The organism is Deinococcus puniceus (assembly GCF_001644565.1).
In the GTDB taxonomy this organism is placed as follows: domain Bacteria; phylum Deinococcota; class Deinococci; order Deinococcales; family Deinococcaceae; genus Deinococcus; species Deinococcus puniceus.
Genome location: NZ_CP011387.1, coordinates 213,903 through 240,155 on the forward strand (window position 1 = coordinate 213,903; position 26,253 = coordinate 240,155).

Genomic DNA, 26,253 nt, shown 5'->3' on the forward strand with positions numbered 1-26,253 from the left:
ATGGGCTTGCCCTGTTTTGCTTTTGCCTGTCCTATTTTTTTGAGAGTGGGCTAGTCTTCCGTTTTCTCGGTCTCCGCTGCTTCCGCCACCACTTCCGACCCGGCCTCAATCACCGTCAAGGAGCGCAAGGTGGCCCCCTGATGCCAGCCGTACTGCGGGTCCTTCAGGCCCAATGTGGCGGCAATAGCGCGGGCGTTGGCCCCGTCCGGTTCCCCGTCGAGGCAGAACAGCAGGAAGCGCCGCCCACCGGGGGCGATGCGAATAAACAAGTCGGTGCCGATTTCCAGTTGTTGCGTGCGGCTGAATTTTTCAGCGCGGGCCTGTGCGTATTTCAGGGCGTCGCGGATTTTGACGGTGACGGTAGGGTTGCTCATGGTTGCTCCGGTAGAGGGTGGGTGCTGTTGCCAACTCTAGCCAAGTGAAACGAGAAGGAGAAAAGCTGGCTCATCTTCTCTCCGGGCCAGCCACCACCGGGGCCGCCTGCAAACCCGTCAGCAGCATATCGGCGTACTGTTCGGCCACGTCGCGCGGGGTCATGCTGCCGCCGGGGCGATACCACGTGTAGGCCCAGTTCACCGCCGACAAGATCAGGTTGGCCGTCATTTTGGGGTCTAGATCGGCGCGCAGGCTGCCTTCACGGATGCCCTGAATCACCAGATCGCGGTAAAAGGCGTCGATGGTGTCGCGCCAGTTGGTCACGCGGGTATAGGCTTCGGGCGACAGGTGCTTCCACTCGTGGAAAAACACGGTGGCACTTTCCATGTTGTCGGCTACCACGCGAATATGGCGGTGCATGGCCTCGCGGATTTTCTCGGGCGCGGGCATGGAGTCGCCGCGCAGGGTAAACAGTGCGCCGTCGAATTGGCGAGCGGCGCGGTCTACGATGCCGATCAGCAGTTCGTCCTTAGACGCGATATGGGCGTACAGACTGCCGCCCTGCATCCCCAGTTGGCCCGCCAGATCGCGCATAGAAGTCGCGTGGTAGCCGCGCTCCGAGAACAGGCGGCTGGCGACCTCATGAATCTGCTCGCGGCGCGGTTTGGTGGGCGCGGCAGGCGGTGCGGCGGGGGCGGGTGGGGGGCTGGAAGAATCCGTCATGGCATCGGGGAACGCGGCGGGCGCATTGGGGTCAGGGTAGCACGCCGCCGCGTCACCTAACGGGCGTTTGGTCTGCATCTCTGGTGGCTGGACACTTCACGGCAAAACCCGGCGCAGAATGCTAAAACCCGTGTATGACTTCTACGCCTCTCCTCTCTGATGTTGTGTCTGCACAGCCTACCAGCGGCGTGCGGGCGGCGGTGCGTAACGTGCCCGCTTACCCGTTTACGCCCATAGACGCCCCTATCAAGCTCGATCAGAACGAGAGCGCCTACGACTTTCCCGCCGAGCTGAAAGCGCAGGCCGTGGAGCGGATGCTGGCCCGCCCGTGGAACCGCTATCCCGACTTGCACGCCGACACCCTGCAAGCCGCGATTGCCGCCTACGAGGGTTGGGATGCGGCGGGCGTGGTGGTCACGCCGGGCAGCAACGTCCTGATTAAACTCCTGACCGAACTCGCGGGCATCGGCCAAACGGTGTTGACGGTCAGCCCTACCTTCAGCGTGTATACCCTAGAGGCCCAACTCTTGGGGGCCACGCTGGTACAGGTGCCGCTGAATCCAGACTTTTCACTCCCTGTAGAGGGGTTGAAGGCTGCCCTCAAATCAAACCCGCCCGGCGTGCTGTACGTGACCCAGCCGCACGCGCCCACCGGATACGCCGACGCCGAGGCCGATGTGCGGGCCGTGGTAGAGGCCGCCGAGGGCTGGGTCGTGGTCATCGACGAGGCCTACCACCAGTACAGCGGCACCGATTACCGCGCGCTGGTACAGGGGGGCAGCAACCGCCTGAGCCTGCGTACCTTCAGCAAGGCGTGGGGGTTGGCCGGGGCGCGGCTGGGCTACGCGCTGACTTCCCCGCAACTGGCGGTTCAGCTGCAAAAACTGGTGTCGGCCTTTAATGTGAATGCCCTGACGCAAGCCGCGCTGGAAGTGGCGTTGGAACACCCCGAATACGTGCAGCACCGCGCCGCCGAAGTGGTTCAGGAGCGGGGGCGGGTGCTGGCTGCTTTGGCCTCACACCCCACCTGCACGCCCATTCCCAGTGGGGCCAATTTCTTCCTGCTCCGCACGCCCGATGCCGACGCCGCCTACCGCCATCTGCTAGAGCGCGGAATAGTCGTGCGCCGCCAAGACCGCCTGCCCGGACTGAATGGCTGCCTGCGTGTGGCGGTGGGAACGCCAGCGGAGAATGACGCGCTGATCGCGGCGGTGGGGGAAATCGGGTAAGAAGAATGTGGATCGTGGGAAACGAGCTGACCACGATCCACGTTCTCCCCTCCACGAGCATGGACGCTTTCGCCGCACCAGCCACCTTTCCCGCCCGCTCCGTGCTGGTGCGGGAATGCAGCGCGTGTGGGGCTTGCTGCGCCGCGCCGGATATTCACGCGCTGGGCAAGCCGTTGGGCGTACCGTGCGTGAATCTGGGAGCGGGTTGTTTGTGCGCCGTCTACGCCACGCGCCCCGCTGTGTGCCGCAACTACGCGCCCGATTGGGTCTGCGGTGAGGTTGCGCCGCTGCCCACGCTGGCCGCACGCACGCGCCGTTTTCTGGAAATCTACGGACTGGAAGCGGAAGCAGAGGCGTCCAATTCCACTCTTTTGCCCTGAAAGCTCAGGCGCAGGGCGGGGCGGGCGTTGAGGGGCAGGCCTACGAACCCGCCGCCTAGTCCGCTGGCTGAGGCTCCAGCTTGCAAGCCTTCGGCCAAGCGGACTAGGGCTTGTGCCTGTGCTGCACGGCGTCCCCGGTAGGCCTGTTCTTTCAGCATGCTCAGCCACACCACGCCGCGCAGGGGGTACGCGCCGACTTCGGTGGCGGGCGGCAGGGGCCGAAAAGGAGCAGCGGGCAGAGAGGGGGAAGCCCCCGGATAGGGCGTCGGCGCGTTGCCTAAACCTGTCTCCAGTGTCAGAGCTTCTGGCCCCACGAACGCGCCCCCCGGCGAGCGCAACTGGGCCACCTGTGCGCCGCCCAGTACGTCTCGCGGCCCCAGAACCATCAGCACGCCGGGAATAGTCAGGTCGGCCCGCTGCAACTCCGACGTCGCCCGCCTGAAGCTCGCGCCCGCCACCCAGTTGGATTTCAGCCACGCCCTCGGCCACATGCCCGCCTTCACGCAGGCCCCGGCAGCGGCCAAACTGACCCCGTTGCGGGCCACCCGCGCACTGACCAGCACGGGCAAAGTGGGCAGGGCCGCCCCCGGATTCAGCGCCCGCAGCCGTGCATGATTCCACTCCCGCACGCGCCCCGACAGCATCAGGCACAGGGTCGGAATGTCGAGGTTCAGGGCCACTCCCGGCAAGCTGTACACCACCGACACCGGGAACAGGCCCACCGGAATGCTGACCAGTTCTCCGGTTCCTTTGGGGGGTGGGGGGCCGGGCAAGGTGCCCAGCACGCCGTCTATCCGCCCGCCGTATAACTCGCGGAAGGCGGCTTCGGGTGGCAGGGCTGTGAACGATGCGCCCGGAATCCAAGGCGGCGTGCTGCCCGCCAGTTTGAGGGGCGGCACCGTCTGAGCCGAAGTGAGGCCAACGCTCAAAAGGCCCAGCAAGCTCAAGCGGCGCAGCATCGTTTAACCGTTTTGGCGCACGAAGACTGCCGCCTGCGTAAGCGGGCCGTAGTCGGGGTGCGTGTCGCCTAGGCCGTGCAGCGTCAGCGTGTAGCCGTGCGCTCCGGCTGCCGCCGCCGCCCAAGCCTCGAACTCGGCCCGCGTCCATTCGAAGCGGTGGTCGGCGTGGCGCATGCCCTCACCCCCATCCTCAAACACTGCGTTGTACTCGCGGTTGGGCGTGGTCACGATCACCGTGCTGGGGCGGGCGTCCCCGAACACATGCCGGGTCAGCGGGCCGATCTGGTGCGGCTCCAAATGCTCTATCACTTCCACCAGTGTGGCCGCGTCAAACCCCTTCAGGCGCGAGTCTGGGTAAGAGAGGCTGCCGTGTAGCAAGGTCACGCGGGCAGCCAGTTCCGGGCGTTCGCGCAGATTCAGGCGGCGGGCGGCAATGTCCAGAGCGCGGGCGCTGACGTCCATGCCCAGCAGGTGCCGAAATTGGGCCTTCTCCAGCAGCAGGCGCAGCAATTTGCCTTCGCCGCAGCCGAGATCGAGCACGCTGCTTGCCCCACTGGCCGCCACCTGTTCGGCCACCCACTGCAAGCGTTCGTCGTGCAGGCGGGGCCGGGGCGCTGCGCTTTGAGTAGGTTCTGTCAGTTCAGCCGTCTGGCTCTCCGAATACCCCTCCTCGGCCTGCCGCACCAGCGCCGCGAACCGCAGATAACGGCGGGTAATCAGGTCGCGTTCCGGGTGCGTGTCCAGCCAGCCCGCGCCGTGCCGGGCCAGTTTGTCGACTTCGGCTTCGTTCAGGAAGTAGTGCCGTTTGCCACCGTCCAGCACGGGAAGCAGCACGTATAGGTGGGCCAGCAGATCACGCAGCCGCACCTGCCCCGACAGCCTCAAGTCCACGTAAGGCCGCTCGCCCCATTCGGGATAAAGGGGGTCGAGGGGAATGGGCGTGGCCTGCACCGCGTAGCCCAGCGGCCCAAACAGGCGCTGGGGTAAGTCTTCCGACCCGCGTGCGGTCACGCAGGGCAGATGCACCGAGAAGGCCAGCGCCCGATCCGCCAGCGCTTGCCGATCCTTGCTGCGGCCTGTAAACGCCGTGCCGAACGCATCGCGCAGGGCCACCGCCAGAAAGCTGCCCGACGCATAGGGGCGGTCATTCATATACGGTTCGAGTGGGGCACCGCCTTGTTGGTCGGCACCGGGGCGGGCCGTGCGCGACAGGCCCACCGGGTCGACTTCCAGCAGCAGGGCTGCCGTGGTGCGCTGGGCCGACACTTGCGGATAGAACACCGACGCGGTGCCAAACGACAGCGTTTGCGTCTGCACGCGCTCCGGGTGCTTGTGCAGCAGGAATCCGAGGTCGGAAGCAGGCTGGAGGGGGTCGGCTTGGGCAGCGTCGGTTTGGGCAGCGTCAGATACAGCGGGTTGGGTCAGCGTCAGGGTCAGCAGCACGGCAGGGTCGGTTCTCCTCTGCGGGTCAGCCTAACAGCCCGCCGGGGCCTGCGCCTCTGCCAAAGGGCGGAGGGGGTTCTTGGGCTTGTTCCACGTTGGATTCCCCCACCCCCACATGGGTCAGGGGAGTGTTTGTCGCTCTGCTGCCCAGCTCTACGAGTCCGCTGAGGAGGATTCATCCTGTCGCATCCAGACTCGGCTTGTTCTTTCTTCTGAAGCCGAATTGCCAGTCGTCTTAGAGATTGAATTGGCCCGCGCGTTTCACGTGCCTTGGGGTCTCACGCGGCTGTGGGCGGGGACGTGGTGAGGGAGCAACGCGATTGCCCTTCCTCAGACCTTAGACCTTTAGACCGCCCTACACACTGTCTAAAACACCTCGTCCAGCAGCGACGTCTGCGCCTGCAACAAGGCTGGGTGGCTAGGCAACTGTTCGGCCTGCACCAACAACTGCGTTACAGCTTCATGCGACAGGCCCGGCAACACGCTGGCGGCGACTGGTGTGCGGAAGGTAGGCTGAGGCGGCTGCTGGGTGCAGTCCAGCACGCACAGCTCAAAGGCGTCGGCCAGCGTATGCCCGCTCAGGCGCACCACGAGGGCACCGTAGCCGTTGGCGAAACAGAAGGTATACAGTTCGCCTTCCGGCGCGTATTCATGTGTGGGGAGCGCCAAGACCTGTGGAAAGACCACGGATTCCACGAACAGGAACGATTGGAAGTCGGAATCGATGGGGTCGAACAGGCTCATAACGGGGCAACTCCTTGACTGCGGGGGAGGGGCGGCACACAACAGGCATAAAAAACCGCTGCTCAGCGCACTGGCAGCTTTCTAAGGAGCAGTCTAACGAGATGGTCATTACTATTCCCTTACGCCGGGTCTGCCCTCTGTCAGCCTGTTGCGGAGGACGGCGCTACAATCGCCCCTGATGCTCTGGACGCGCCCCCTGACTGTGTGGAGACTTTTGGCTCTGCTGCTGGCGTCCGAACTGGTTCGCACGGGTTTCGTGGTGTCGGTGCTGCCTGTGGCTGGCCCCAGCCTCGGCTTTTCTACGGCGCTGATCGGGCTGATGGTCGGCGCACACTATCTGGCCGACGCCCTCGCCAAAGGCCCGTTGGGACTGGTCACCGAGCGCTGGGGGCTGGGCCGACTGCTGACATTGGGCGCGGTGCTGGGCTTGGCCGTCGTGGTGGGCACGCGCCTTGCCCCTTCTCCGGTGTGGCTGGTGGTGGGCGGCGCGGCGTGGGGCGTGGCCTATGCCGCACTTTGGCCGGGCGTGATGGGCGCGTCTCAGGCATTTGCGCGGCCAAAACGCACGGCGCGGGCGTTGTCGGTCAGCAATCTGGTGGCGACTCCGGCTATTTTGGCGGGCATCTTGTTGGTCGGGCCGCTGATGCAAACCCGCCCTGACACGGCGTGGGCGGTGCTGCTGGGCGTTCAGGTGACCGCACTGGTGTTGGCCCTCACGCTTTGGCGGCTGCATTTGCCCAAGCAAGAAGGAGCAGAAACGGCGCGGAACCCTTGGGCGGGCTGGTCTCGTGTGGCGGTGCTGCTGCCTGCCGCTTTTGCTCAAACCCTCGCACCGGGGCTGGTCATCACGCTGATTTATCCGCTGCTGGCGCGACTCCAGTTGCCCCTCCCGGCCCTTCTTCTGCCCGGCATTCTGTTCGGCGTGACCCTCGGCCTGAGCCTGTGGCTGGCTGGCCGCCTCGCAGACCGCAGCCATCCCCGCCGCGCCCTCGCCCCCGGATTGTTGCTGCTGGCACTGGCTTTTGCCTTGGCCGCCCTGCCCGGTCTGCCGCAGCGGTTGCCCTTGGTGGCCCTGATTCTGGGCGTGGGCTACGGCGCATTCATAGCGGGCTGGAATGGGCTGGTGGCCCGCACCCTGCCCACCGGACACCGCGCCGCCGCGTGGGGAACCGTCATGGCGACAGAAAGTCTGGGCAACGCCATCGGCCCCCTTCTGGGCGGCGCGGCGTGGCAACTCGCAGGCCCCGCCGGAGTGTTTGGCCTCGGTGCAGCAGTCTTCGTGCTGACTGAGGTGTATTACCTGTGGCCGGGGCGCAAGTTGGGGGCCAAACCCGTGAGTGGGTAGTAGTGGTCAGTGGTGAGTGGGAAAGGCAAAGGTAGGCTCGTGGCTCGTGGATATGTGAAATTAATCTTTAGGTAGATTGCCAAACTTCAGAGCTAAAAACCCTGATCTTTCTGCCCACCTGCGCCTTTCCCACGTTCCACCCACCACACTCCAATTACAGCCTCTCCGGGTCGACCAACAGCGGCTCTTCCGTCTCAAACGCCTCGGCGTAGCGCACCCGCAAGAGCGTTCCCCAGTACGTTAGGCGTCCCTTCCGGCGCTCTATGATTTCGGGCGTCACCGTTTCCGAGATGTACGCCCCGCTAAATTGGCTGGTATGGGCGCGGATGGCGGCTTCCCAGTCGGCCATGACTGCGCCTACGTCTACCAGCAGATTGGCCCGAATATCGGCGTTGCCCTGATACAGCAGCACACGGGAAACGCGGTGGGGGTCGCCCGCCACATCGGCTTTTTTCAGTGCGGCCAGATGCACGGCGCGTTTGGCGAGTGAATAGGTGCCGAAGTGGTCGGGGTGGCGGTCAGCGTGGTGAGGTACCACCAGCACGCGGGGCCGCACCGCCCGCAACGTGGCGGCCAACGCCTGCGCTCCGGCGGGGGTATCGGCGAGGCTTCCATCGGGCAGGCCCAGTTGCCCGCGCCAAGCCAGTCCCATGATTTCGGCGGCAGCCACGCATTCCGCCGCCCGTTCTTCCGGCGTGCCCTGCGTGCCGCTCTCGCCCCGCGACAGTTCCAGCACGCCCACCGCTCGCCCCGCCCGCGCCAGCCGAATCAGCGTGCCGCCCGCGCCAATCTCGGCGTCGTCGGGGTGAGGGGCAAGGCACAGCCAATCGAGGGACTGCACCGCGCCGTACACGGTTTCAAACGGTGGGTGGGTGGGCAGAACAGTCATGGGGGCAGGCTAGCAGGCAAACTCTGCAAGCACGCGCTGCACGAAGAGTCCCTTCTGGGCGGTGTACTGCGTGCGGTTGCCTGCGTGTGCCTGTGCCAACGCCGCTTTGATCTGGCCGTATTGGTCACGCAAGTCGGGCCGCCGCCGCAACACGTCCCGAAACAGCAGGTAGTCCGCCCATTTCGGGTGGCTGATGGCCAGCAGGTGAACATAATGCGTGCGTCTAGTGTCGCTCCCTTTGGCAAAAAAATACTCGCCCCAGCCTTCGCGGTCTCCAAAAGCCGTGTAGCCGATAGCTTGTAAAGGCAGGGTGCAAGCGTCCATCTGCTCTGAGGTTTGGACGCCCACCGCGAGATCGAGAATCGGTTTGCCTGCCAAGCCGGGAATGCTGGTGCTGCCCACATGTTGAATGTCTAACGCCAACGCACCAAGCGACTGCCGGACTCTGGCGCGTTCTTCCTCAAACAGCGCGGGATACTCGGCGGATGAGGGCCGAAGGGCGACGGTTCCGCGCTTGAGTCCGAGCGTCATGGGGTCAGTGTAGGGGCAGGCAGGTTTATGATCACAACAAAAAGAGCGCCCCAAGGGACGCTGATAAATAAAAATATAGCGCGGTATGCAGGGCCAGTCAAGCTATGCAGGCCGATGCTTCAGCCGCTCCCGCACTACCAGCGGGCCTGCTGGCCCCAACGTCACGCCGGGGCGTGGGGTGGCATTACCGCGCATAGGCTCCAGCGCGGGCAGCGTCGCCAACGCTTCCAAGATCATCAGGTGGGCAAGGTGCATGCCGAGGCAGATGCGCTCGCCGCCGCCAAAAGGGAGATAGGCCCACGCAGGCGGCGCGGCCTGCCACCGCTGGGGCCGAAATTCACCTGATTCGGGCCACAGCGCCGCGTCCCGGCCACTCAGGTAGGGGCTATACAGCGCCAGCGTGCCGCGTGGCAGGCGCACGCTTTGCCCGTCGGCGGTTGTCCACCGCAGATCGCGCGACAGGCGGCGGCTGCCCATCCAGCCGGGGGGATACAGGCGCAAGACTTCCTTCAGCACGGCGGGGTGATGGGCGGGCGCGTGCCATTCGGGGCTGTGGGCGAGGTGCCACGCCGCCCAAGCCAGCGCGTGCGTGGTGGTGTCGTGGCCTGCCGCGAGGCTGACCCGCGTTTCCTCCAGCCCACCGGGAAGAGCGGCCAGCAGCGCCAGCAGATCATCTCCGCCGCCAGCCGTCAGGCGCTGATGGGCCAGCCGCCGCAATTCTGCGTCTACACGCGCAAACAGCAGTGGGCGCGGTAGAGCCGGAATAGGAAAAGGGTGGCGCAGCGGAGCCAGAAAGGCGTGCAACAACTGGGGATCGAACTCGCCGCTGAAGTACGCCGCGTTGAGCATCTTCAGGGCGGCGGTATCGGCCCAAGCGAGGGCGTCCCATTCGCCGACAGGGATTGGGGGTAATGCGGCCCGCACGCGCTCCCTCAAGGTTTCCATATGGCGTTTGCCAAAGCCCGGATTCACCATGCCGCGTCGGGGGGCGTGGGCGGGCGCGTCGGTGAGGATTACGCCGCCTGCCAGATAAGGCACCACTTTGGAAAAGCTTCCGGCGCTGCGAAAGGTGTGCAGGTCGGTCAGGAGCGCCCGGTTCCACGCCGGACTGAATCCCACTACCGCAGGCAGCCCCAGCCGAAGCCGGAACAGGCCGCCCACTCTGGCCCGGTTCGCGCCTTCTTCGATCAGGGCCAGCGGGTGCAGCGCCCAGTCTTGCAAGTGGCCGTTGCCGGGGCGGGTGGGCGGTTCGGGCAACGCCGAGAGGTCAGTCCTCATCCAGCGCCGCCTTTCCGCCGAGGTCGTCGTAAGGCAGGCCCAACAGGTCGCCCGCGCCGTTCCAGCCGCTGAGAACCGATAACGGCACGCCGCCGCCGGGATGCACCGTGCCGCCCACTTGCCGCAGATTGCGGGCCTGCGGCAATGTCCAGCCGGGCCGGAGGCTGCCCATCAGGCCGTGTGGGGCGCGGCCATAGAGTGCGCCGCCCACCGCAGTTCGGGCGTAATCGGCAGGGGAGAGGGGCAGCCATTCGTCCACCTCTAGCGGGGGCAAGTGGGCCGGAAAACGCCGCCCAAGCTGTTGCAGCAGGAACGCGCCGTAAGCGTGTGGTTCAGCGGCCACGTCGGGTCGGGGCGGGGCATTCACCAGCAAGAAGGCCTGCTTCCCATCGGTGTGAAGGTACAACGTGGGGTCGGTGGGCAACCGTCCGGCGCGGATATCGGCCCACTCGCGGGCGTAGCGTTCGGGAAAAAAGACGTGATGAGACTGGCCCGCGTCCGTTTTCAGGCGCAGTTGCAGGGCAAATCCGCTGACGCCGCGCGGGGTGGTTTCGGCCCCCAGCCCCAGCCAGTGCCGCGTGAGGGCGCGGTCTGCGGCGCTGATCCAGCCGTCGGCGGCCACCGCGCCCCGGTTGGTGTGTGCGCCCAGCACCCGCCCACCGTGCTTGATCAGGTGCGTCACGGTGGTGCCGTACTCGAACTGCACGCCCAGCGCCTCTGCTTTGCCGCGCAACGTTTCGGCCAGCTTGCCCAGCCCGCCTTCCAGATGCCACACGCCGTACCCCAACTCTACCCAAGCGATGTTGTGCAGCACGGCAGGAGCGCGGTACGGATCGGCCCCCAGATACGTGGCAAAACGCAACCAGAACGGCGTCAGCAGTGGCCCACTCCTCACGTACTGCGACAGCTTCGCCCAGGGTGCGGCCCGCCCTCCACGGGTCAGGGCGTAGCGGCCCAGCGACAGTTGGCCCGGAGGCGGCCCAAAAATGAAGGTGGGCGCGGCGTCCCGGTACATCTGCCGGGACGCGTTCAGCAGGCGCTTGTAGCTGTGGGCCTCGCGCTTGCTCAGTTGCTCCAGCGTGGAATCGAGGCCCGCCACACGCACGGCTTCGGGGGCGAAGGTGCGGCCTTTTACGGCTCCGCCCTCGTAGTGATAGATGGTGGTGGGCCGCGCCGCCGTCAGCCCTGGCAAAGGCAAATCTACCCGCTCGTGCAGCGCCCGGAACAGGTGCGGCATAGTCACCACCGTTGGCCCGCTGGAAAACTCCGGATAGCCCAGCGCCGCCTTGCCACCGGGGCGGTCTAGGCTGTCCAGCACGGTCACGCGCACGCCTGCCCCCGCCAAGCGCAGGGCAGCAGCGAGGCCCGCGAAGCCGGAACCGATGACGATGACGTGTTTGGGCGTCATGGCCGCCCGGAACGTGGTACTGCGCCTTCCTCACGATCCACGTTCCAGCTTCTACACTCGTCCCACACACCCTTCATTGCTTGTACGCCCGCCCCTTCCAAGTCACCCGCCGCCGCATAGCGCGAAGATACACGGGCAGGGCCAGCAGCGGGGTGAGCGGCCCCAGCAGCCCTTCGGCCAAGTCAGCGGGCTTGCGGCGGCCTGTGATCAGGTTGGTCAGTGGACGTTCCAGCAGTCCAGCAAACCGGAGCAGGCGTAGGGCAGCCCCTCCAGACGAACTTGATGGCAAGAGCCAAGGCAGCGTGTACACCGCCAAATGTCCGGCGAGGGCCACCGTCATCAGGGCGCGGGAATTGAGGTGCAGGGGCAGCGAATTCTTGCCGAAGCCGCGCACCGATTCCGGGTATGAGGAATACATCCGCACGCCGATGCAGTCGCCGCCCAGCGCCATCGCCAAGCGTCCGCCCTGCGCTTTCAGGCGGGAGGCCAGCAGGGTGTCTTCCAGCACCTCGTTCCTGACCAAGCGGTAGCCGCCCGCACGCTCGAAGGTGTCCCGGCGAAAGGCCATCAGTTGCCCGTTGGCTGCACTCGCCGCCGGAAAAGGCAACTTGAGCACCGGGTAAGGCAGATACGACAGCACCACGAGGTCGACCAACGGCGTCAGCAGGCGCTCGCCGGGGGTCTGGTTGTCCTGCCTGGGCAGGGCGCTCAGCAGGTCTGCCCCACTCGCTTCCAACTGATGCACCACCGCGCCGAGCGCCCCCGGCCCCCACGTCACGTCGGCATCGGTGAAAATCAGGATGTCGCCCGTAGCAGCGCGCGCCAGTTGGTCGCAGGCCCAAGGCTTGCCGAACCAGCCTTCGGGCAAGTCTTCTCCCCGAATGACCCGCGCCCCCAGTCGGCAGGCCAGCTCGCCCGTGCCGTCGGTGCTGTGATCGTCCAGAATCAAGACTTCGTGTGCGCCCTGCGCCAGCACACCGGGCAGCGTGCGCGGCAGGTTGTGGGCCTCGTTGCGGGCCGGAATCAGAATAGACACGCGGGGGCCGCCCGCAGGCAGGGGCCGGGGCCGCAACCGGGGAAACGTGACGGCATTGACCGCCATCACCACCAGTTTGCTGACGATGAATCCCATTGCCACGGAGCGATAAACCCGCCCCCAGTCGCGCTTTGAAGGAGCACCCTTCATCGGTCACCCGTGATCCGCGTCAGCATCCGCGCAGGCAGGGCCACCGGATCGTCGGGGGTTACGCGCCGCCCGCACACACGCAGGTATCCGGCCAGCGGTTGTTCGGGGTCGGAGTCGGCCAGTTCGGCGTCCAGCAGGGCCAGTTCCCGCGCGATGGCCTGGGGCAACAACGCCTCTGAAACAGGGGAGCCGAAGCGCAAGTAGGCTTCGGGCTGCTGACCGCCGCGCATCAGCACGCGCAGGGCCACCGGAACCAGCGGCACGCCAGCGGTACGGGCCACCCACGCCGCGCCTGCCCGGACTTCTTGCAGCGGGCCAGAGGGCCGAACCGCGCCTTCGGGGAAGACCACCATCCAGCTTCCGGCGTGGGCAAAACGGGCCGCCTCGCGCACCTGTGCGGCGGCCAAGGCTCCCACCCGACGCAGAAAAGGAAAGCGGCCCAATTGATGCGGTGTCATCAGCACACGGAAGTCTGCCCCAGCCCACGCCGCCACTTCAAGCACGACATAGCCGTCCCACCACGAATGATGGTTGGGAGCCAGCACCGCGCCGCCTGCTAGGCCACCTGTGGGGCAGAAGGGGGGCAGGTTGCCGCGCACCCACACGCCCGCCAACTGGCCCTGCACGCTGCGCCGAATGCTGCGCCTGACCATCCACGTCGCCCAGGCATGGGCTTCTTTTTTGGGCAGACGCTCAGGCACGCTGGCCGCCCGCCGCCTGCCCGCGCTCCTGCCGCAGCAGCCGCGCCAAACCCAGCCCCAGCAACATCGCCACCAACGTCACGCCCGCCTCTACATATCTGCCCACCAGCACCAAGCCCCCCGGCAAAAAGAAGGCTTCGATGGGGTAGGCGAGGGCAAACGTAGGCTTGCGTTCCTGCCGCCGGAACATGTTCGGCGCAATCCGCATAAATGTCCAAGCAATGGCCGTGCCTACCGCCCACCAGCCCACGAAATTCTGAATCGGCGCACCAGCCCACACGGGCGCGGGATCGTTCCAGAGCCAGTAGCGCTGGGCGGTCATCAGCGGCTCTAATCCTACGTCCCAGAGGGCCAGCAGCACGCCCGCCAGCCACGCCCGCCCCCCGGCCAGCAGCAGCCCCGCCAGCGTAAAGGCGAACCAGCCCAGCGGCACGATCAGCGGCACGGTCAGCACTGTGGGCGCGGGCGCGGTGGCATACGAATACACCCCGAACGGAAACCCGGTGCGGCTGCCCAACACCTCTATGCCGAGGCCTACCGCGAAGGCCATTGCCGCCATCGCCACCGCTTTGGCCGCGTTTTCCTTCTCCTGCACGTACAGGAAGGCAGAGACAAACAGCGCCCCGGTACTCAGCAGGCCCAGCAACGAAAAGCCTTCGGGCCACAGCGGAACGGGCACTTTCAGCAGCACGTAGAGGGCGAGGAAGGCCATCCACGGGCGAGTCTGGGCGGCCAGTTCAGCGGCGCGGGTTCGCAGTGTGGGTGCAAACGCTGGCCCCACCTGATCGCCCGCCAGTGCCAGCACGCCCGCCAGCGGCACGCCTACCGCAATGCCAGCCCAGCCGCCCACGAGTCCAGCCATGACCGCCAAGGCCCCGGCAAAAGCCACACCCAGCGCCGCGAAAGCCAGCAGCCCGCGCCGAAGCAGCGGCGTCATTTGGAGGCCAACCTCGCTCCCAGATTCTGCCATTTGCGCTGCGTCAGATCCTTCACCACGATGCGGGCGGCATTGCGCCCCGACGCGCCCATGATGCCGCCGCCCGGATGGGTGCTGGCCCCGGTCAGATACAGCCCCTTCACGCCCGGCCAGCGGTACTGGCTGGCCTGCATCCACGGCCTGAACGAGAACATCTGGTCAAAGCTCATCTCCAAGTGCATCACGTTGCCCCGGTGCAGGCCCAAATTGGTCTCCAGCCACTGCGGGGTCTGTACCAACTCGCCCACGATGGTGTCGCGGGTGCCGGGCGCGTAATGCTCGAAGGCGTTCAAGATGTTCTCGCGGGCCTCGGCGGTGCGCGTTTCCCAACTGCCACTAGACAGTTGATAGGGGTAATACTGCGCCCACAGCCACAGGGCTTCGCCGCCCGGAGGGGCCAAACTGTCGTCCACGGCGCTAAAACTCATGGCGATCAGCGGCGGGTCGGTGGTGGGCTCTCCGGCCAGATATTCGCCGTAGCCCTTCATCAGTTGCTGCTGATTTTTGATGAGCAGGCCCAGCCCCACGCGGCTGTCGGGTTCGGTGTGGTTGCGGTATTTCACCTTTTCGCTGAGGGCGAGGCGCAGCACCATGCCGAAGCCGTTGCCCACGCGCACTTGCCGGGCCGCTGCGGGAACGTGTTCGTCGGGCAGGGCGGCGGCGGTGGTCAGAACGTGCGTGCCCGACACCACCGCGTTGGCCGTGTACATATCGCCGTTTTCCAGCTCTATTCCCTGCGCTTTGCCGCCCTTCACCACGATCCGTTTTACCGGGGCGTTCACGAAGACTTGGCCGCCCTCGGCTTCTATGGCCCGCCGCAGGGCTTTGGTCAGGCCGCCGCTGCCGCCTTTGGGCCGGGCCACGCCGCCCTCGTGGTACAGCGGGTGCCACAGCAAAAACGGCGCACTGAGGGGGTCGGTCGGCGGCGGGCCACTCTGCGCGGCCATCCACACCAGCGGCGCACGCACCCGCTCCTCCGTAAAGTATTCGGCGGCCACATCGCCGTAAGGCCGCAAGATGCGCGAGAGTTGCGCTTGCCAGTCGCGCCCTTTGCCGCTGCTGACCATCATCTTGCCCATGTCCAGCGGCCCCGGCGCAGAGTTGAACAAGTCGGCTACGGAGCGGGCAAACGGCGTCCATTCGTCCAGAAAGTGTCTGTACGCCTCGCCCTGCCCCGGAAACAGGTTGTCCAGTTCCCGCGCTGTACGCTCCGGGTCACGGTGAATAAACCACGGCGTTTCTCCGTCCGAGGCGTGAAACATCGGGTCGACTTCCAGATAGTGCAGGCCGTGCCGGGTCAGTTCCAGCTCGCGCACCACAGGCGTCATGCGGATCAGGATGTGGGCGCTGCCGCCGTAGTCGAACTGATAACCGGGCACCAGTTCCTCGGTACTCACGGCCCCGCCCACGATATGCCGCCGCTCGAACACGCCTACCCGCAGGCCCGCCTTGGCCGCATACGCCGCCGTCACCAGCGCGTTGTGTCCGGCTCCCATTACGATCACGTCAAAGTCAGGCATCTTTCGCGTCAGTGTGGCACGGCGGGCGGGGCCGAACGGTCAGGAATCTCTCAGCCACCAGAGGCCCGCTCCTGTAGAGCTAGACAGAATCCCGTGACATTGGGCACCGTATCCTGATCCTATGTTCGGACGCCGCGTGCCCCCCCACCTAGTGTTGCTGTTCAGTGTGTTGCTGGCGCTCGCTTGCGCGGTGGCGGCCTTCTTTGCCCTGCGTGCCGAAAGCTGGGTCACAGGCGCAATCGGCCTGATTCTGGCCGTGTGGTTCGCGGTAGACGCTGTGCGGGCGTATGGCTGGCAGAAGGCGAAAGAGGCGCAGAAGAAGTAGGCGCCGCCGCAACTCAGCCGTGACAGACTTGGGGTGTGACTTTTACGTTGCCTCTCCCCCAAGACAAATTTGACCGGCCTCGGAACTGCAATCGGCCAGACAGGTCGAAAACTAGATGGTTACAGAATTGTAATTTCAGGCAGGGTAGCACAAAACGCCGCATAGGCATATATAACTAAAGACATATAACTAAAGACATATCTCAAAAAAGCTATACGATGTATATATTAAAGCAGTGAAGTGCAGCGGGCATTTCATTCACTAAATTGAGTGGCGTAAAGTTAGTTTACTCAATCATAGTGAAAGCCTCAAAGAATTAAAATAAAAGGTGGGTATCAAATGCTAAAAAAACTTAATATCGAAGAAGCAGAAATGATCGGTGGGGGCGGCTATCTCGAAATTATTCAAAAGATTGGGACATTTGTCGTTGAGTCTGCAACTGTACCTGCCAATAGGTTGGCTGACATCTTACGATTTAAGTTTTCACGCAGTTTTGTGCGTGCTGGAAGGCGTCGAGGGCAGCTAACTCGAGTAAAAGTGCCTGGCGACGCACCTCTGGAACGAACGAGAACCGTAGGGTTCTCGCCAAGTCTCCCCAATCTGGCCAGACCTGTGGTGTCCTCACGGGGCTATCCAGATCTTGGAAATGACAGAGGAAAAAGGCCAACGTGGAGAGGCACCACCAGCGAAATACGCCCTGTTTGCTGTGTTGAGCAAAGCGTTCGAGTCCAAAGCGCCCCTTGATGGTTTTGAAGAAGGCTTCGATCCGCCAGCGCCCTTTCCCGACCCGTGCCAGATACACGCCGCCGAGATTGAGGTTGGACATCACAAAGCGTTGTTCCGGCTCTTGGTTGCGGTGCAGCCAGACCCAGGAGACACACATGATTTGGTCAAGCCCTGTGGGCTTGACCAAATCGCCTCTGACCATGAGATCGCGCACCTGACGGCCATCCTCGAGCTTGCGTGTACACCGGACACCCACCACGATGTCGAGGCCGTGAGCGAGCACACCTTGAATGAATTCGATGCTCTCAAACCCCCCATCTGCATGCAGACGGGGACGCCGCTTGCCTGACAGCAGCGCAGGGGGAACGGTACGGAGCAACTTCAGGGCCAGTTGTGCAGGTGAGGGCGTTCCTTTGCCCCGCCACACCTGAACGGCCCAAGGCAACCGGAGTTGACCACAACACAGATACAGCACCACCAGATGGACGCCATGAACACTGTTGAAGGTGTGCATCCAGTCGTCAAGGTCAGCGAACTTGCCACTTTTCTCCAAGCTGGTCAAATCGACCAGCAGGTCGAGGCGAGGTCGCTGATGAGGCCGAAGTCGCCATTCATGCTGTAACAGTTGCAGGGCATGCTGGCGCATGACCCGGCAGAACTGCCGGGTGTTCCACGCGGCGTGATTCAGAAACCGGCTGATCGCTGCCGGTGATTTCACGGTGGCCCGTTCTGGCAAAGGCCGGCCAGAACCATCCAGCAATAGATCGAGGAACACCTCAAACGAGGCTCGATGTTGCGACCTTGAAAAGCACGTGAGGATGTCAGAATACAGGCGTCTGGAGCGCGGTTCTTTTGGGTTCACACCCCACTATGGGGCCAAAAGTGCGTTCCAGACATCGTTTTGAAAACTCGTAAGATGTCAGTTGGGTGCAATTCTGATGCGAGCGACGTTCCAAGGTGACAGTCCTCAAAACCACAGCCCGAAACCCACGGGGCAAACATCAACCGCAGTGTCCAATCCAGTGGCATCCAACGGGCCTAGTGGGTTCATTACAAATGTTGCCACAGCTGAGTACCACTATTAAAGTATAAGCAATTTATGGAGCTTACTCTGATTAAAATCTCAGGGTAAGCTGTTCTTGTAATCTATCTTAAGCGATGCATCATAAATGATTATAATGTAAAACCGTAAAATTTGGGGAGATAGCTGATGTTAAAAAAGATTGCTATAGGCACTGGATTGTTTCTATTAGGTTTGGCGATATTTGCAATAATTGGCAATGTTTTTGACCACTACGCTGGCTTAATCGCATCCAGCATTATTGTGGCGGGTTTAACCCTTTGGCGAGCGTTTAGCAAAAGTAAGGGATAGTAACGTGTGTAGATAGCTTGCCTGCAAAATAACCGCCTTTCTTTGCAAGGGCATTTGCGCTGTTATTAAAGTGGCCAAAATCTGGAGTTAGGCCGGAGCGTAACTCTCCCGCATTTGTCCCGCCCCTGCTCCTTTAGCCTGTAGCGATATGACTGCTTCCGCTCCCGTTGCCTCTGCCCGCGCCTTCGTGTCCCTGATCGGGGCCGGGCCGGGCGATCCGGGGCTGCTGACCATTCGGGGCATGACGGCGCTTCAGGAAGCCGACGTGGTGCTGTTCGACTACCTCGCCAACCCGGAATTGCTGAACTACGCGCCGCACGCCCACACCATCTACGTGGGCAAAAAGGGCTTTTCGGAGTACATCAGTCAGGAGCAGATCAATGCGCTGATTGTGGAGCAGGCACTCGCCAACGGCGGGCAACGGGTGGCGCGGCTGAAGGGCGGAGACGTGTTCGTGTTCGGGCGCGGCGGCGAGGAAGCCGAAGCTTGTGCGCGGGCGGGCGTGCCCTTCGAGATCGTGCCGGGCATCAGCAGCTCTATCGCGGCCCCGGCCTACGCGGGCATTCCGGTCACTCACCGCGAGGTGGCCCGCAGTTTTGCCGTGCTGACGGGTAATACGCAGGAAGGTGGGGCGCACTACGCGACCTTATCGGGTGCAGATACGCTGGTGCTGCTGATGGGCGTGCGGAATCTGGATCAGATTGCTGGCGACCTGATCGCCGCAGGCAGACCCCCCGAAACGCCCGCCGCCACCGTGCAGTGGGGCACCACGTCCCGGCAGCGGGTGGCGGTGGGCACGCTGGCGACCATTGCCGCCGAAGTGAAGGCTGCCGGACTGGAAGCGCCCGCCGTGACGGTAGTGGGCGAAGTGGTGCGCCTGCGCGACAGTCTGAACTGGTTCACGCCGCCCGTCGAAACTGAACATTCAGAGCGTCCACTGGCCGGGCGGCAAGTGGTGGTCACGCGCACGCGGGAAGGGGCCAGCGCCCTCAGCGGCGTATTGCGGGCACGCGGGGCCAGCGTGCTGGAAGTGCCCCTGATCCGCTTTGCCGACACCGCCGATGCTGCGGGCCTGCATGCCCAATTGCGCGATCTGTCGGGCGTGTCGTGGCTGCTGCTCACCAGCAATCAGGCGGTGTCGGCCCTGTTCGAGCACCTAGAGCAGTTGGGGCTGGACGGGCGGCACTTGGCAGGCGTGCGCGTGGCGGCAGTCGGCCCCAGCACGGCGCGGGCGTTGGCGGTGCGGGGCATTCGGGCCGATTTCGTGCCGAGTACGCCGGGAGCGCGGCACTTGGGCGCAGAGCTTCTCACCAAAGCGGGAGACACCGCCCTGCACCTGACCTCGCAACTGGCCGAAGCCGACTTGCAGCATGCCCTAGAAGCACGTGGTCTGACCTATACGCGGGCCGAGCTGTACCGTACCGAACCCGCCCCGCTGACGCCCAGAGCGCAGCAAGCCCTGCTGCGGGCCGATGTGGTCACGTTGGCGTCGGGCAGTGCGGCGCGGTTTTTGGCAGAGGTGGCAGGTACGGGCTTTAGGGTGGCAGCGATGGGGCCGCAAACCGCCGACGCTGCCCGCGCTGCCGGATTCATGCACGTCACGGTGGCGCACGCGGCCACACTGGAAGCCTTGGCTGACGCCGCAGCGCGGGCCATCCTGACTGAACTCTGAGCGCCTCCTCATGGGTCGGCCATCATCCCCGGACAAAAACTTGTCAATTGGGGGGTAATCCGTGCTGTACACCAAATTTTTCGCATGGCATCTGTAACATTTCTGCCAAGCTCGTGCCTATGCAGCGGCCTGTTTTGCCTGGTTTCAGTTGTAGGCATTTGGGGTCACAAGCCTTCTGTCTGAACGTCAGGAGCAGCGTCCAATGACCTTCAATGCTTCAGGGCGGTCTGTGGCCCCTGAAGAGTCGTATGAACTGCCGCCTTCTGCCGCCGCCGCCGACTCTGCTGCCGAACATGCCGCCCTGAGTGCGCTGCTGGAGCTGAATGCCGCGCTGCTGGTGGCCCGCACGCCGACGCAAGTGGAAGAAGCCCTGACGCTGGGCGTGGTGGAACTGATGGCTGCCCGCTACGCCTACTTTCTGCGCTTCGATCCTCAGGCCGATACGCTGACCATTTCTACGGTGTCCAGAGAGCAATTTACCGATCCGGGGGCGAAGGCGTTGGGCTGGGTGCTGCGGCGCGGCGAGGGGCTGTCGTGGCAGGCCATAGAACAGGCCGAGCGGTTGGCAGTGGAAACCACAGCGGCAGGAGGAAGAACGGCGTGCTTGGGCCGAGCTGTCCTTCATCTTCCCGCCCACGATTTGCCCGCTCACGCCGTGCGGGTGGGTAACGCCCCCGATCAGGACGTGATGTTCGCGCCGCTGTTGACCCAAGACCGCCAAGTGCTGGGCGTGCTGACGCTGGGCCGAATCTCGCCGGGTTTTACGGCCCAAGACCGCGTACTGCTGGCTGCTTTTGCCAATGCCGGAACGCTGGCCCTAGAGCGTGCGCACGAGGAACGCCGCGCCGCCGAATCCCGCGAGGGCGCGATGCTGGCGCTGGGCATGGCGTTGGAAGCCCGCGACTTTGAGACGCAGGGCCACACGGAGCGCACGGTGGCGCTGGCTGAACGCCTTGGGGCGGCCCTGAACCTGAGCGCCGACGATCAGGACGCCCTGCGTCAGGGTGCGTATCTGCACGACTTGGGCAAACTGAGCGTGCCCGACGGCGTGCTGCTGAAACCCGGCCCCCTGTCGCCCGAAGAACGCGCCCTGATTTGTACCCACACCGTGTTGGGCGAAGCGCTGGCCCGCCGCCTGCCCACTCTGCCCGCCGGAGCGCTGGCAATTGTGCGCTCTCACCACGAACGCTGGGACGGCGGCGGCTACCCAGACCGTTTGCACGGCACGCAAATTCCACTGCTGGCCCGAATCTTTGCCGTAGTAGACGTGTACGACGCCCTGACCCATGACCGTCCCTACCGCCCCGCTTTTTCTCTGATTCAGGCCAAAGCCATGTTGGAAGACGGGGCTGGCACGCATTTTGACCCGGAAGTGCTGCGGGCATTTTTGGGTTTACTGGACGGCGCTTGAGCTGATTGGAGAAGATCTAAGGGTCTAGGGTCTGAGGGTTTAAGGAAGGGCAATCGCTAACGCTCACTTCCCCCCTCCCCAACCCTCCCCCGCAAGGGGAGAGGGAGTTAAAACCAGTCACCGCCACCTCACCACGTTCCCGCCCAACTCCGTGTGAGGCCGTCGTGCGTGAAACGCGCGGGCCAATTCCATCTTGGAATAAACTGGCAATTCCGCTTCAAAAGAACGATCTAGCCGACTTAAAACGCGACAAGATCAATCCTCCCGAGCGGAGCGCTTAGCTCCCCTGACCCCTGTGGGGGCGGGGGCTGGGGGGTGGGGGAGTGCCACGTAGGACACACCCATTGACCCAAACCTTAACCCCTTTCTGACCGCAAACCCACCAAACCCCCAAGACCGCCTGAAGCTGAAGCAGAGGCGGCCTCATCTGCGCTGCCTATGCTGACCAAAACAGTGCTGGCCCGACTTCCATCCTCATCCCGTCAAGGTTACGCCGGAGACCCCATGACCCTTACCCGAACCACCCTGATCCTGACAGCCCTGCTGCTCGGCGGCACGCAAGCCCAAACCGCCACTCCTACTGCGACGCCCACCGTAACGACAGCCACCACGCCCCAGACGGCGGCACAGGCAGCAGCCGAAGCGGGCGATTTGGCGGCCAAAGCACGCGCCACTTATCCGAAGGGCAGCGCCAGCATCGACCAAGACCTCTGGAAACGGGCCGCCGCTGCCGCAGAACGCGCCGTCGCAGCCGCGCCCAGCAATCCGGATTACCTGCGTCTGCGTGCCCAAATCTATACCGAAGTGGGCTTCTGGCGGCAGGCCGAACTGGGTTGGGAAGCGTACTTCCGCGCCGTACCAAACGGGGCAGCAGCGGCAGAAACGGCCAGCGCGGCCAGCGTGCAGTACAACCTCGGCTACTCGGCCTACACGCGCAATCAGCCCAGTCAGGCGGCGGCATTTTTCGCCAATTGCCTGAAACTAGACCCGGCCAGCGTGCCCTGTACCACCTGGGCCGCACGCACGGCGCTGGAAGCGGGGAATTATGCACAGGCCCAGACCCTCTATGACCGGGCCTTGGTGCTGCAACCCGCCGACAAAACGCTGAGCTACTTCCGGGCGCTGGCGCAGAGTGCCGGACGCTACGGCCCCGCCGCCACCCGCGCTTTTAGCCGTGCTTATGGCGAGCTGGATGCGGGCCGCAAAGCCCAAGCCTTGGCCGGATTCCAGCAGGCCGCCGCTGACGCCCCCAATTTTGCCGAAGCGTGGCGCGAGGCGGGCAAACTGGCCCTTGAGCTGGGAGACGCACCGGCGGCGTTGGCGGCCTACACGGGCGCGGCGGCCCTCCCCACCGCCACTGCCGCAGACCGCTACAACCTCTCGGTGGCGCAGGAAGGCGCGAGTGTGGGCCTGCGGGCAGTGCAGGCCTTCCGCGCTGCATATACCCGCTACACGGCAGGCGATAAAACGGCGGCTGAGACGGGCTTTTTGGAAGCTACCACCCTCAGCCCCAAGTATGCCAAAGCATGGGCATGGTTAGGCCGTACCCGCTACGAAACCCGCAACTTTGGCGGCGCGGCGCAGGCCTATGCACAGGCGGTGCAGCTTGACCCCAACGACAAGAGCAGCGCGTACTTTTTGCGGCTGGCACAACAAGGCAAGTAAGTGGATCGTGAAGATGTGAAATTAATCTTTAGGATCGTTTCCAAAGTCTAGAGTCAAAATCTCTAACGCTCACGCCCATCTGCGCTTTTTCTAAGTTCCACGATTTACCATCTACGTTCGCGCCTCGCCGTCCCACACCGCCGCCACCGCTTCCGCCAGTGCCAAATCTCCCGGTGTCGTCACTTTAAACAGGCGGGCGTCACCGGGAATCAAGGCCACACGTTGCCCCAAACGGGCAATGAGTCCGGCGTCGTCGGTGGCGGCGTGCCCCTCTTGTTGCGCCGATTCGTGGGCGGCCAGCAGCGCGGTGCGGCGAAAGCCTTGCGGCGTTTGCACGGCCCAGAGACCTTCGCGGGGGGTTAAGGTTCCCCAATCGGTGTTCTCCTTGGCCTGCACCAAGGTATCGGCTACAGGCAGCGCGGCGGTGGCGGCTCCCACGGCCCACGCGGCATCGGCCACTTCACGGATCACGCGGGTGGGCAAGAAGGGGCGGGCGGCATCGTGGATCAGTACCACATCGGCGTCGGTGGCCTGTAGTAGGGCCAATACGCTGGCTTGGCGGGTGTCGCCGCCCGCTATGGCCCTCGCCTGCATACCGTTTGGAAGCTGCATTCCAGCGGGCAGGGCCACCAGCACTTCATCCACGTACGGGCTGAGGCAGACCACGCTGCGGGCCAGCAAACTCAGACCGCCCACTTCTACAAAAGCCTTTGGCCCCCGTCCCAGCCGTGTTCCAGACCCCGCCGCCGGAATCAGGGCAGCTATTTTGGGCTTGGAGTTTTGTTCGGCTACTTCTTGCCCAGTCACTCCTTCCACCGCTTGAATCCCGGCACATCCAGCCGGAACTGATCCAGCACACGGGCCGTTACAAAGTGCAGCAACTCCTCTACACTTTCCGGCGCGTGATAGAAACCGGGGCTGGCAGTCATCACGGTGGCTCCGGCGTCGTGAACGGCCAAGAGGTTTTGCAGCATAGGGCGTGGCAAGGGGTCTTCTCGCACCACCATCACCAGCGGGCGGCGCTCCTTGAGGGTCACGTGGGCGGCCCGCGACACCAGATTGTCGGCAAAACCGTGCGCGACTTTGGCAAGAGTGCCCGCGCTGCACGGCACGATCAGCATTCCATCGGTGCGGTAGCTGCCACTGGCGACGCTGGCCGCCAGATCGCGGTCTTCATGCACGTGGGTCGCCAGCGCCGTCAGGTCAGGCAACTGCGGCCCGCCTTCGGCACTCATGACCCGTTTTGCGCCGCTGGACACCACCAGATGGGTTTCTACGCCCAGTTCATGCAGGGCACGCAACACGCCCACCGCATACGGAATGCCGCTGCCACCACTGACTCCTACCACCAAGCGCATGCGGTCAGGCTAGCAGGCGGGCGCGGGGGTAGCCTGTAGGCATGACTGCAACTCCTGACAGTGCAGAAAACGGTGCAGAGCAACTGATCGGCGCGTATTGGCAGGGCGCACACTTGCAAGACCCCCTGTTTTTAGAACGAATGCGGGCCGTCAATCCGGTGCTTTTATCGCCCACACACGGGCTGGCCGTCCTGACCGGACACGCCGAAATCACGGCGGCGCTGCGTCATCCCGACGTTCGCACCATCAAGTTTGAAGGCGGCGAGGGCTTCAGCCACACCGCCAGTTACGCGGTCATGAGTCCCATGATGCTGTTCCATGACGGCGGTAGTCATACGCGCCTGCGTTCGCTGGCCCAGCGGGCCTTTACCCCGCGTGTGCTGGAGGAAAGCCGAGAGTTTATTGCCGCCCTCACCGACGATCTACTGACCGAGGCTGCCGCCAGCACTGATCCAGAGGGAATAGACATCGTGCAGGCCGTCGCTTACCCCTTGCCTGTCACGGTCATCGTGAGGATGCTGGGCCTCACCGGAACAGACGCCGAACGCTTCCGGGCGTGGTCAGAAAGCGTGGCGGACTTGCTGGGCGGCGTGAATCTGCCCCCCGAACGCTGGGCACAAATTGAAGCCGATGCTCAGCAGATGCGCGAGTATTTCCGGACGCTGGCCGACGACCTGCGGGCCGAGCCACAACCGGGCCTGCTGAGTGCGCTGGCCGCCGCCGAAACCGAGGGGGAAGGCGGGGGCCGCCTGAGCAGCGCCGAACTGCTGGCAAACGCCGTGCTGCTCTTGGTGGCAGGCCACGAAACCACCAGCAACCTGATCGCCGGAAGCTTTCACGCCTTGGCCGAATATCCGGAGCAGCGGGCGTGGTTGGCCGCCGATCCTGTGGGCCGCGCCGCCAACGCCACCGAGGAACTGTTGCGCTTCCTGTCGCCTGTGCGGGGTAGTGGCCGCTTCACCTCCGCGCCCCTCACGCTGGGCGACGTGACCCTGCCTGCCGGAACGCATCTGAGCCTCAGCTACGCCAGTGGCAACCGAGACCCCCGCCTATATGCCGAGCCACACGCGCTAGACCTGAGTCGGGCCAATGCCCGCACGCACCTGGCCTTCGCGGGCGGCCCGCATTATTGCCTCGGCGCAACGCTGGCGCGGCTGGAATCCACCACCTTCCTGACCCGCCTGATGACCCGTTTTCCTCAATTTGTGGTGCCGCAGCAGGCCATTTCCCACCGTCCTAACTTTGCGCTGCAAGGGCTGGAGCGGTTGCGGGTGGTCTTGTAGGGGGTGGGCTGCTCCAGTCTCGCAACCGTATATAGGGCTGTGAACGGCGACTGCGCCAGACGATAAAGCAAAAACCCCGCGCTAGGCGGGGCGTTTCTTTGGAGCCAGTGATCCGGGTCGAACGGACGACCTACTGATTACGAATCAGTTGCTCTACCACTGAGCTACACTGGCCCGTTGTTTGCAGGCTCAAAAAGTATATGGATGTTTTCATGCGGTGTCAACACGGTTTTTTGCTGGCCCGTTTTATTGGCCGCCGTTCGCCGACCCATTCTGCAGTGCAGCTTTCCAGTGCAGCGGCCAGATTCAGCGCTGGGCCTTAACGCTCTCATCCCAGTTGATGTACGGGAAAGATTTTCCCAAAAAGCAGCAATCCTCCTTACTCTGTGACGCTCCACTGAACTATGTGTGGGTTTGCTCAGAGCACACCAATCTAGAGCACACGACTCGGCCCATCTCATCTCCCTCAGAGACTCGGTATAAAACGAAAAAACCCCGTCTAGGACGGGGCTGAAAGCTGTTGGTGGCAAAGGCCGGATTTGAACCGGCGACCCAACGATTTTCAGTCGTTTGCTCTACCAGCTGAGCTACTTTGCCGAAATTCCCAAAAGGGAAAGGGGTGGCGGTCCGGACGGGATTTGAACCCGCGACCTTCTGCGTGACAGGCAGATATGCTAACCGCTACACTACCGGACCAATCCTTAAATTGTATGCCGCCTCAGACTCTCCGTAAGAAGACACTGAAAAGCAGCGG

General features: G+C 64.0%; 24 protein-coding genes and 3 tRNA genes. 8 read left to right on the top strand and 19 right to left on the bottom strand.

Annotation, left to right across the window (positions count from 1 at the left end):
* Positions 1-50: 50 nt before the first annotated feature.
* Together SU48_RS01025 and SU48_RS01030 are read right to left on the bottom strand one after the other, a co-directional pair.
* The gene (locus SU48_RS01025) at positions 51-374 is read right to left on the bottom strand and encodes a hypothetical protein (RefSeq protein WP_064013624.1); all 324 of its coding nucleotides are present in this window, start codon (positions 372-374) and stop codon (positions 51-53) included.
* A gap of 70 nt (positions 375-444) precedes the next feature.
* Positions 445-1,098 carry a TetR/AcrR family transcriptional regulator gene (locus SU48_RS01030; protein WP_064015764.1) on the bottom strand — a complete coding sequence of 218 codons (654 nt, stop codon included), beginning with the start codon at positions 1,096-1,098 and terminating at the stop codon, positions 445-447.
* A gap of 134 nt (positions 1,099-1,232) precedes the next feature.
* Between SU48_RS01030 and SU48_RS01035 the strand changes: the two genes are divergently transcribed.
* Positions 1,233-2,327, top strand: a complete 1,095-nt coding sequence (locus SU48_RS01035; RefSeq protein WP_064013625.1) for a pyridoxal phosphate-dependent aminotransferase — start codon at positions 1,233-1,235, stop codon at positions 2,325-2,327.
* Positions 2,328-2,386: 59 nt separating this feature from the next.
* Positions 2,387-2,707, top strand: coding sequence for a YkgJ family cysteine cluster protein (locus SU48_RS13805; protein ID WP_082869793.1), 321 nt, complete (start codon positions 2,387-2,389; stop codon positions 2,705-2,707).
* Here the strand turns inward: SU48_RS13805 and SU48_RS01040 are convergent.
* From SU48_RS01040 to SU48_RS01050, 3 genes are all read right to left on the bottom strand, one after another.
* Positions 2,656-3,636 carry a type 2 periplasmic-binding domain-containing protein gene (locus SU48_RS01040; protein ID WP_197474660.1) on the bottom strand — a complete coding sequence of 327 codons (981 nt, stop codon included), beginning with the start codon at positions 3,634-3,636 and terminating at the stop codon, positions 2,656-2,658. The two genes, SU48_RS13805 and SU48_RS01040, sit on opposite strands and share 52 nt — an antisense overlap.
* Before the next feature lie 33 nt (positions 3,637-3,669).
* A complete protein-coding gene (locus SU48_RS01045; RefSeq protein ID WP_082869591.1) occupies positions 3,670-5,109 on the bottom strand; it encodes a 3' terminal RNA ribose 2'-O-methyltransferase Hen1 in 1,440 nt (479 codons plus the stop codon).
* A 366-nt stretch (positions 5,110-5,475) separates the two neighbouring features.
* Complete coding sequence (locus tag SU48_RS01050; protein ID WP_064013627.1) at positions 5,476-5,853, bottom strand: hypothetical protein; 378 nt, start codon at positions 5,851-5,853, stop codon at positions 5,476-5,478.
* Between the two features lie 178 nt (positions 5,854-6,031).
* On the opposite strand from SU48_RS01050, the gene SU48_RS01055 reads away from it, so the two are divergent.
* Positions 6,032-7,198 (top strand): MFS transporter, encoded by a 1,167-nt coding sequence (locus tag SU48_RS01055; protein ID WP_064013628.1) that lies wholly within the window; start codon positions 6,032-6,034, stop codon positions 7,196-7,198.
* A 154-nt stretch (positions 7,199-7,352) separates the two neighbouring features.
* Here the strand turns inward: SU48_RS01055 and bshB1 are convergent, their stop codons facing one another.
* The 8 genes from bshB1 to SU48_RS01095 form a co-directional block, all read right to left on the bottom strand.
* A complete protein-coding gene (bshB1, locus tag SU48_RS01060; protein WP_064013629.1) occupies positions 7,353-8,087 on the bottom strand; it encodes a bacillithiol biosynthesis deacetylase BshB1 in 735 nt (244 codons plus the stop codon).
* Between the two features lie 9 nt (positions 8,088-8,096).
* The gene (locus SU48_RS01065; RefSeq protein WP_064013630.1) at positions 8,097-8,618 is read right to left on the bottom strand and encodes a GrpB family protein; all 522 of its coding nucleotides are present in this window, start codon (positions 8,616-8,618) and stop codon (positions 8,097-8,099) included.
* A 102-nt stretch (positions 8,619-8,720) separates the two neighbouring features.
* Positions 8,721-9,896: a cytochrome P450 gene (locus SU48_RS01070; protein WP_064013631.1), complete on the bottom strand. Its 1,176-nt coding sequence runs from the start codon at positions 9,894-9,896 to the stop codon at positions 8,721-8,723.
* A complete protein-coding gene (locus tag SU48_RS01075) occupies positions 9,886-11,304 on the bottom strand; it encodes a phytoene desaturase family protein (RefSeq protein ID WP_064013632.1) in 1,419 nt (472 codons plus the stop codon). The genes SU48_RS01070 and SU48_RS01075 overlap by 11 nt, the downstream gene beginning before the upstream one ends.
* Before the next feature lie 73 nt (positions 11,305-11,377).
* Positions 11,378-12,436 (bottom strand): glycosyltransferase, encoded by a 1,059-nt coding sequence (locus SU48_RS01080; protein ID WP_064013633.1) that lies wholly within the window; start codon positions 12,434-12,436, stop codon positions 11,378-11,380.
* A 50-nt stretch (positions 12,437-12,486) separates the two neighbouring features.
* Positions 12,487-13,143, bottom strand: a complete 657-nt coding sequence (locus SU48_RS01085) for a lysophospholipid acyltransferase family protein (protein ID WP_064015766.1) — start codon at positions 13,141-13,143, stop codon at positions 12,487-12,489.
* A gap of 40 nt (positions 13,144-13,183) precedes the next feature.
* Positions 13,184-14,128, bottom strand: a complete 945-nt coding sequence (locus SU48_RS01090; protein WP_064013634.1) for a carotenoid biosynthesis protein — start codon at positions 14,126-14,128, stop codon at positions 13,184-13,186.
* A complete protein-coding gene (locus SU48_RS01095; protein WP_064013635.1) occupies positions 14,125-15,687 on the bottom strand; it encodes a phytoene desaturase family protein in 1,563 nt (520 codons plus the stop codon). The genes SU48_RS01090 and SU48_RS01095 overlap by 4 nt, the downstream gene beginning before the upstream one ends.
* Before the next feature lie 121 nt (positions 15,688-15,808).
* Between SU48_RS01095 and SU48_RS01100 the strand changes: the two genes are divergently transcribed.
* The gene (locus tag SU48_RS01100) at positions 15,809-16,012 is read left to right on the top strand and encodes a hypothetical protein (RefSeq protein WP_064013636.1); all 204 of its coding nucleotides are present in this window, start codon (positions 15,809-15,811) and stop codon (positions 16,010-16,012) included.
* Positions 16,013-16,487: 475 nt separating this feature from the next.
* Here the strand turns inward: SU48_RS01100 and SU48_RS01105 are convergent, their stop codons facing one another.
* A complete protein-coding gene (locus SU48_RS01105) occupies positions 16,488-17,513 on the bottom strand; it encodes a transposase (RefSeq protein ID WP_064013637.1) in 1,026 nt (341 codons plus the stop codon).
* Between the two features lie 745 nt (positions 17,514-18,258).
* Here SU48_RS01105 and cobA point away from each other — a divergent pair.
* From cobA to SU48_RS01120, 3 genes are all read left to right on the top strand, one after another.
* Entirely contained in the window at positions 18,259-19,782 is a 1,524-nt protein-coding gene (gene cobA, locus SU48_RS01110) for a uroporphyrinogen-III C-methyltransferase (protein WP_064013638.1), read from the top strand.
* A 202-nt stretch (positions 19,783-19,984) separates the two neighbouring features.
* Positions 19,985-21,193 carry an HD domain-containing phosphohydrolase gene (locus SU48_RS01115; RefSeq protein ID WP_064013639.1) on the top strand — a complete coding sequence of 403 codons (1,209 nt, stop codon included), beginning with the start codon at positions 19,985-19,987 and terminating at the stop codon, positions 21,191-21,193.
* A gap of 504 nt (positions 21,194-21,697) precedes the next feature.
* Positions 21,698-22,858, top strand: a complete 1,161-nt coding sequence (locus tag SU48_RS01120) for a tetratricopeptide repeat protein (RefSeq protein ID WP_064013640.1) — start codon at positions 21,698-21,700, stop codon at positions 22,856-22,858.
* A 111-nt stretch (positions 22,859-22,969) separates the two neighbouring features.
* Here the strand turns inward: SU48_RS01120 and ispD are convergent, their stop codons facing one another.
* Both ispD and SU48_RS01130 read right to left on the bottom strand, forming a co-directional pair.
* A complete protein-coding gene (gene ispD, locus SU48_RS01125; protein ID WP_064013641.1) occupies positions 22,970-23,674 on the bottom strand; it encodes a 2-C-methyl-D-erythritol 4-phosphate cytidylyltransferase in 705 nt (234 codons plus the stop codon).
* Positions 23,662-24,216, bottom strand: a complete 555-nt coding sequence (locus SU48_RS01130; RefSeq protein ID WP_064013642.1) for a UbiX family flavin prenyltransferase — start codon at positions 24,214-24,216, stop codon at positions 23,662-23,664. Before SU48_RS01130 ends, ispD begins: the two co-directional genes overlap by 13 nt.
* Before the next feature lie 41 nt (positions 24,217-24,257).
* Between SU48_RS01130 and SU48_RS01135 the strand changes: the two genes are divergently transcribed.
* Positions 24,258-25,499, top strand: a complete 1,242-nt coding sequence (locus SU48_RS01135; RefSeq protein WP_064013643.1) for a cytochrome P450 — start codon at positions 24,258-24,260, stop codon at positions 25,497-25,499.
* 99 nt (positions 25,500-25,598) lie between these two features.
* Here SU48_RS01135 and SU48_RS01140 read toward each other — a convergent pair.
* From SU48_RS01140 to SU48_RS01150, 3 genes are all read right to left on the bottom strand, one after another.
* Positions 25,599-25,673 (bottom strand) — tRNA-Thr (locus SU48_RS01140).
* A gap of 347 nt (positions 25,674-26,020) precedes the next feature.
* A tRNA-Phe gene (locus tag SU48_RS01145) sits at positions 26,021-26,096 on the bottom strand.
* Positions 26,097-26,119: 23 nt separating this feature from the next.
* Positions 26,120-26,195 (bottom strand) — tRNA-Asp (locus SU48_RS01150).
* Between the last annotated feature and the right edge of the window lie 58 nt (positions 26,196-26,253).